This is a genomic window from Streptacidiphilus jiangxiensis (genome assembly GCF_900109465.1).
In the GTDB taxonomy this organism is placed as follows: Bacteria; Actinomycetota; Actinomycetes; order Streptomycetales; family Streptomycetaceae; genus Streptacidiphilus; species Streptacidiphilus jiangxiensis.
Window position 1 is genome coordinate 1 of sequence record NZ_FOAZ01000069.1, and the last position, 5716, is coordinate 5716.

The following is a 5716-nucleotide window of genomic DNA, read 5'->3' on the forward strand; positions in this document are numbered from 1 at the left end:
GATGTAGGCGCCGCTGCTGTCGATTACCCAGGTCAGGTCGAGCGCCGGCAAGTACTGCTCCACGAACTTCTTGCCGAACTCGCGCTTCATGAAGCTGTTTGCGGTCAGCTGGGCGATGTGCCCGCCGGGCCGCGCCAGGTCGGTCATCAGCGCGAAGAAGGGCAACGCCAGGCTGTACTTCCCGCTGCACACCTGCGCGTAGCGGCGGCGGATGCGGTCCCTGGTCGCCGAGTCGCGCACCGCGATGTACGGCGGGTTGCCGACCACGGCGTCGTACTGGCCCCGCAGCAGCAGCGGCTCCTGCTCGTCCAGGAGCGCGTCGGCGGAGGCGACCTGCACGGCCCAGTCGCGGGGGACCTGGTCCAGACGGCACCGCAGCGCCACCGCGGCGCCGGCCAGCAGCCGGTACCGGGTCAGCAGTGCCGCGTACGGGTCGAGGTCGACGCCCGAGACCGCGCGCAGGGCGCGCTCGACGGCGAGGTGAGCCGGCGCCGGCCAGCCGCCCGCACGACCGCGCGGAGCGAAGGCCCGCACGTGGTGGAAGGCCGCGACGAGGATGTGGCCGGTGCCGCAGGACGGGTCGATCATCCGCACCTGGCCCGGGCCGACCTCTTCGATCGCGGGCTCCAGGGCCAGGTCGAGGAGCAGCCGGGCGACCCAGGGCGGGGTCTGGCACAGCGCCCGCGACGCCCGGGCCTCCGCCGACAGCGCCTGGTAGGCGTCGCCGAGGACATACCCGTCCATGCGGGCCCGGTCCTCGGTGACCGCGGTCTGCGCCCAGAACGCGTTCGCCTGGCCCCACTGCTGTGCGGTGAGCTGGGAGGTTCGGGCGGTGACGACCTGCGGGTCGCCGAAGCCGGCGAGGGCGGGGTGGGCGCCGGCCAGCTGGTCGAGCAGCCGCAAGGTCTCGTCGGCGCCTTCGGGCAGCCGTGTATCGAGCAAGCCGTGGGTCGCGGCATGCCGTGCGACGGCGACCGCGTGGGCCCAGGAAACGGCGGCTGCAGTGCCCGCCCGGCCGCCGAGCTGCTGTACGAGGCGCTCGCACGACCGTCCGGACAACGGGGATGCCTCAGGCACGGGCCGCCTCCATGTCGGACGCGGCCCGCCGGCCGCGCCGGCCGCTCGCAGGAGCGGCCGGCGACGTGAGCCCGGCCGCAGCGGTGCTGGCGGAGAGGCGGTGAAGATAGTCGATCATGGTCTTCTTCGGATCAGGCGGGCAGGCCGCGAAGCGCGACCCGGTCCCACACGGAGGGGAAGTTCTTGCGTTCCTTCTGAGCGGCGGTGGCGGGGGCACTGACCAAGAACTCCTCGGCCGCGCCGTACCGGATCGGGTCGGGGAGCCGGCGCAGGTACACCCGGTCGATGCCGGCCCGGTGGCGCCCGTCGCGTTCCACAGGCCGGTTCACGGCCGCGGCCAGGTCGCGCAGACGCTGGGCGCAGAACGTGCGGCTGCCGGTCGCCTCGACCGTCAGCGAGCGCCAAGCCGCACCCTTGGCGGCGCGGTCGCGGCAGACCGGCGCGACGCAGGTGCCCGGATGCTGCTCGCGGCAGCTCGCGGTGCGCCTGGCGGGGTACACCCGCCGGACCCGGTACACGGCCCAGTCCTGCCGCGGGTCGTTGAGCAGGGCCTCGAACTCGCCGAGCGCGGCGGCGTTGCCGTCGGCGGTCACCTGGGTGTGCAGCGGCTCCTTGTTCGGGTAGAGGCTGCCGTTCTCGTTCAAGGCCATCGACACGTACTCCAGACGCATGGCCCGGGCGGCGGCGGCCGGCTCCTCGCGCAGCCGGAGCAGGTGCTCGGGCATCGCCGCGCAGGAGAGCGAGTAGACACAGAACCAGCAGTACGAGCGGCCCCACGGCATCCCGGTCACCTCTTCGACCCGCCGCACGACGTCCGAGCGGGTGCGCCCGGTCCGGATGAGCGGGTAGTCCAGGGAGACGAGGCCGCGTGGCGCCTTCCCGCCGGCCTGCGCCTTCTCTGACTTGACGGCCCGGCGGTCCTCGCTGGCGTTGTAGCCGATGGCCGTGCCGACGGTGGCGCCGGGGAAGGTGTCTTCCACGAAGCCGTCGAGGGCGAAAGCCTTGTGCTTCAACGAGCAGGTGTTGCCGCCGGCGGCCTGAGGGACGGTGCCGCCGGCCTCCATCTCGTCCAGGAGGGTGAAGCGTCCGCGCCGGTGAAGCCGGTGGGGTTCGCGGGAGTCGGACAGGACCTCGTAGCCCTGCGACAGCGACGGCCCCCTGCGGGCCACCTCGACGAAGCGGACCCGGCGTTCACGCAGCCGGGGCAGGATCGCCTGCTCGACCGCGGCGTACGTGCTGCGGAACTCGCTGCCCACGGCGGCGTGGATCACGATCAGGTCGGACAGGTCCGGTGCCAGGCCGTAGGCGACCGGGTCGCGGAGGAACTCCAGGATCGCGTCGGTCGAGTCGTAGCCCAGCCCGTACGACAGGGTCTTGATGCGGGCGGCCCTGAAGCGGGCGAAGGAGTCCCGGAGCCGGGCCTCGTCCAGGACGAGCTCCGGCTCCGGCTCCCGCGGCGGGAGGTCGAACAGGGTCAGGTCACTCACGCGGGCCACTTCCTGCGGCCGCCCGGTGGGCGGCGATCGCCGCCCGGCCGGCCTCGGTGACCTCCCACTGCCCGCTCGGCCTCCGGCGGACGAGCTTGGTGGCCGCCAGGCGCTGCATGGCGGCCGCGTGGCCTTCGACCTCCCCGTTGTCTCCGATGCTGCTGAGGATCTTCGCTCCGGTGGGGCTCAGGCTCATGACGTGTACTCCTTCGTGTGGGTAGATGAATCCGACGGCTCTGCGGCGGACGTGGCCGTGCTGGTGGCCGGCGCCGGGTCGGGTCCGGTCAAGCGGGTGAGGGCGCTCAGCGCGGAGAGCTCGCGCCAGGTCCGGTTGCGGGCGCCGATCAGCTGCGCCCGCTCGGCGGCGGCCCGCTCGGGTCCGTCGCCCTCAGAGAGGGTGTCGCCGCACCAGACCAGCACCCGGGGCCCGAGGTTCCACAGGATCGCGCAGCAGGCCGCGACGGCGGCGGAGAGCGCGTCCAGGTCGGTCATGGCCCAGCCGAAGTCGGCCGGGGAATGACCGCGGTCGTGAAGGTGGAGGGCCATGGCGCGGACCATGGCTCCGGTGCCGCTGGTGGGGTCGTTGAAGCTCTGGCCGGGCTCGATGTCCTCGGCGTGCTCGGCCAGGAGGAACCGGGTCATCAGGGCCGCCATGTCCGGCGGGGTGGGGAACTCGGCGAGCATGCGCCGCTCGCCGCCGGAGCGCATGAGCGTCACCATCCAGCCGAGGACGTCGGTGTCGGTGCGCGACCAGTCGTCGCCGCTGCTGACGAGCTCCAGGATGCCCTCGGTGATGGCAGTGCGGATGACGGCCTTGACCGCCGGCATGGCGGCGGTGCGGATCGTGTCGTCGTGCAGCCAGTCGTGAAGGGGCGCGGCGCGGTGGATGAGGTCAGGGCGCTGGATCCACCAGCGGGCCCAGCACTCGCGCAGCGTGGTGGCGAGCTGGTCTTCGTCGAGGCTGAGCCAGAAGCTGGCCTGGAGCCAGGCGTCGGGACCCTTGATCGGCCAGAGAGCCAGTGCGGCGAGGGCGCCGATGGGGATCTGGATGCGGGAGCCACCGCGTTCGCGGTACCAGGCGTCGGCGCAGGCGCCGGCGATGACGTAGTCGGCTTCGCGCCGCGGAGCGCGCGGGAAGTAGCGGTAGGGCGTCGCCGGGATCGGCGCGTTCATGGAACTCCTAGCAGGGAATTGCAAGTTGGGGCCTCGGTGGCCGGATCGGTGCCGCCGAGGCAGACGCGCCGCGCCTCAGGCCGCGGGGTTCGGGATCCTGCAGCCGATCTGCTTGCCGAGGCTGGTGACCTCCGCTCGCACCGGCGGAGTGCTCAGGGCTTCCACCAGGGGCAGACCGCGGCCGGAGACGGCCCACTCGTCGGGCATCCCCGTGTCAGCGGCCGGGAGGCTGCTGGAGTCCGGGTCGTGGACGTCGAGGTCGATGTAGGTGGTGCTGGCGTGGAGCACGACGACGACCGGGGCGTCGGAGCCGCAGGCGTCGAGGGCGTTGGTCAGCAGCTCGGTCATCAGCAGCTGGACGATGGCGATCGTGTCGGGGTGCGCGATCTCACGCAGCGCGTCCTCCACCTGGCGGCGGACAGCTGCGATCGCGGCCGCGGTGACGCACAGGTGCAGACGGAACCCGGGGGAGGTCGGTACGAGGTACCAACCGGGCTGGTTGCTTTCGGAGTTGGCTGCGGGCATGGAGGTGCCTCCGCTTCGTGGGAACCACTGAGGGGGCGCGCTGCGCGCGAAGCCGGCCGGGGTTGACCCCGAACCAACTGGCAGCCAATCTACATTAGGAATGGCCTTACTGCAATGCTCATGTGTAGTGCTTGCCGACCCCGGCGGGCCCCGTGGCGAGCCCGGGCCGGCGGATGTAGCAGCTGGCGCCGGACCGCGGGACCTGCTGGCGGCGCCGTTGGCCTCTACGCCTCCCGGCGAGGGTGCACCACGACCGTCGGCCGGGCCCCTTGAAAGGGCCCGGCCGACGGTGGATGGGCGGTTCGGTGCTGGGGGGCGTGCGCTGCCGCGGCGGACGCGGCCAGCCGGGTCAGTTCTCGGTCCCGGTGCAGCGCCTCTCCTGCTCGGCCTCGGTGACGGCCTCGATGCCGACGGCCTGCCGGCCGAGCAGGCCGGCCGGCAGGGCGCCGAGGACCAGGTCGACGCCGGCCTGCGCGGCCTCGACGACGCCGCCGGCGCTCACGCTGAGCTGGACGGCGAAGTTCCCGTTCGCGGCGGTCGTGGTCTGGGCCGCGTGGGCAGAGAGGGCTGAGAGCACCTCGTCGTGGGTCGCGTCGGATGCGTCGGTCGCGTCGATCTCGACGTAGACGCTCCAGTCCCGCGTGGTCATGTGAACCTCCTGGTCGGGCGTGGAAATGCAAGGGGGTGGGCCCGCCGGATACCCGGCGGGCCTCGGATCGTTCAGTGCTTCCAGACGAACCCGGCCCTGCGCAGCACGGCCAAGATGTTCAGCTGGCCACGATGGTCGGACGGCGTGCTCGCCAAGGTGGCGATTCGCCGCCCGTCCCGGCGCACGATCAGGTGGTTGTTCCTGGAGGGCGTGACCTCGAACCCTTGCTTCCGTAGGGCCTTCACCAGATCCCGCACGTCCTTCGTCACTTGCAGCCTCCGCAGTTCCCCGAGTGGCGTCCGCCGCCCTCATGAGAACTACAGTACACGCATTTTGTTCATATTGCAATGCATCTAGATCTTCTTTGGCTTCGGCACGCCCCGCGCGCCCATGCCGAGTTGGTCGACGACGTGGTCGTACACCGTCTCGCGGAACCACATGTCCTCGTACACCTCGGGGGCCTTCCCGTCGCCCACCCGCCGGTCCGCCGGCGGGATCTGATCGCGGCTGCGGTACGACTGCATAGTCCCGCGGCCCAGCGGCTTGCCCCGGTTGTAATTGCCCAGGATGGTGCCGAAGTCGTCCAGGTCGAGAAGGTCCGTAGGGCTGCCCTCCGGCAGGCTCTCCAGCGCCGCCCTGCGGGCGGCATCCTCGCCCTGGTGGGTGGCCAGCCAGACCTTCTCCTCGTGCTTGCGCACCCACGCGTCCACAGCTGCTGCAGGGAACTGCTCGGCTGCGCGCCGGCCGCCGGTGGCTGCGGAGTCCGGCTGCTGGGCGGCGGGAAAGTCGGGCTTTCCCACCCAGC

General features: G+C 72.1%; 8 protein-coding genes and 1 pseudogene. All 9 read right to left on the bottom strand.

The window, feature by feature from the left end; all coding sequences use genetic code 11:
• Positions 1-1077, bottom strand: a 1077-nt coding sequence (locus tag BMY61_RS43355) for an Eco57I restriction-modification methylase domain-containing protein (protein ID WP_143094840.1), incomplete at its 3' end; no start/stop codon positions are given.
• Positions 1070-1195 (bottom strand): hypothetical protein, encoded by a 126-nt coding sequence (locus tag BMY61_RS48555; RefSeq protein WP_280521074.1) that lies wholly within the window; start codon positions 1193-1195, stop codon positions 1070-1072. The genes BMY61_RS48555 and BMY61_RS43355, both read right to left, overlap by 8 nt.
• Positions 1196-1208: 13 nt before the next feature.
• Positions 1209-2564 carry a hypothetical protein gene (locus BMY61_RS43360; protein ID WP_052438799.1) on the bottom strand — a complete coding sequence of 452 codons (1356 nt, stop codon included), beginning with the start codon at positions 2562-2564 and terminating at the stop codon, positions 1209-1211.
• A complete protein-coding gene (locus BMY61_RS43365; RefSeq protein WP_042449439.1) occupies positions 2557-2760 on the bottom strand; it encodes a hypothetical protein in 204 nt (67 codons plus the stop codon). Before BMY61_RS43365 ends, BMY61_RS43360 begins: the two co-directional genes overlap by 8 nt.
• Positions 2757-3737: a DNA methyltransferase family protein gene (locus tag BMY61_RS43370; protein ID WP_042449437.1), complete on the bottom strand. Its 981-nt coding sequence runs from the start codon at positions 3735-3737 to the stop codon at positions 2757-2759. Before BMY61_RS43370 ends, BMY61_RS43365 begins: the two co-directional genes overlap by 4 nt.
• A 75-nt stretch (positions 3738-3812) precedes the next feature.
• Positions 3813-4262, bottom strand: a complete 450-nt coding sequence (locus BMY61_RS43375; RefSeq protein ID WP_042449435.1) for an ATP-binding protein — start codon at positions 4260-4262, stop codon at positions 3813-3815.
• 349 nt (positions 4263-4611) lie between these two features.
• Positions 4612-4911, bottom strand: coding sequence for a hypothetical protein (locus tag BMY61_RS43380; protein WP_042449433.1), 300 nt, complete (start codon positions 4909-4911; stop codon positions 4612-4614).
• Positions 4912-4982: 71 nt separating this feature from the next.
• On the bottom strand, positions 4983-5180 hold the full coding sequence (locus tag BMY61_RS43385) for a type II toxin-antitoxin system HicA family toxin (protein WP_042449431.1): 198 nt from the start codon (positions 5178-5180) through the stop codon (positions 4983-4985).
• 84 nt (positions 5181-5264) lie between these two features.
• A pseudogene (locus BMY61_RS46970) lies at positions 5265-5716 on the bottom strand (hypothetical protein); the annotation flags it as partial.

What these genes read in the sequence shown, in the direction of transcription:
- BMY61_RS48555 (WP_280521074.1), bottom strand. Translation starts at nt 1,195, where the DNA reads ATGATCGACTATCTTCACCGCCTCTCCGCCAGCACCGCTGCGGCCGGG.
- BMY61_RS43365 (WP_042449439.1), bottom strand. Translation starts at nt 2,760, where the DNA reads ATGAGCCTGAGCCCCACCGGAGCGAAGATCCTCAGCAGCATCGGAGAC.
- BMY61_RS43370 (WP_042449437.1), bottom strand. Translation starts at nt 3,737, where the DNA reads ATGAACGCGCCGATCCCGGCGACGCCCTACCGCTACTTCCCGCGCGCT.
- BMY61_RS43375 (WP_042449435.1), bottom strand. Translation starts at nt 4,262, where the DNA reads ATGCCCGCAGCCAACTCCGAAAGCAACCAGCCCGGTTGGTACCTCGTA.
- BMY61_RS43380 (WP_042449433.1), bottom strand. Translation starts at nt 4,911, where the DNA reads ATGACCACGCGGGACTGGAGCGTCTACGTCGAGATCGACGCGACCGAC.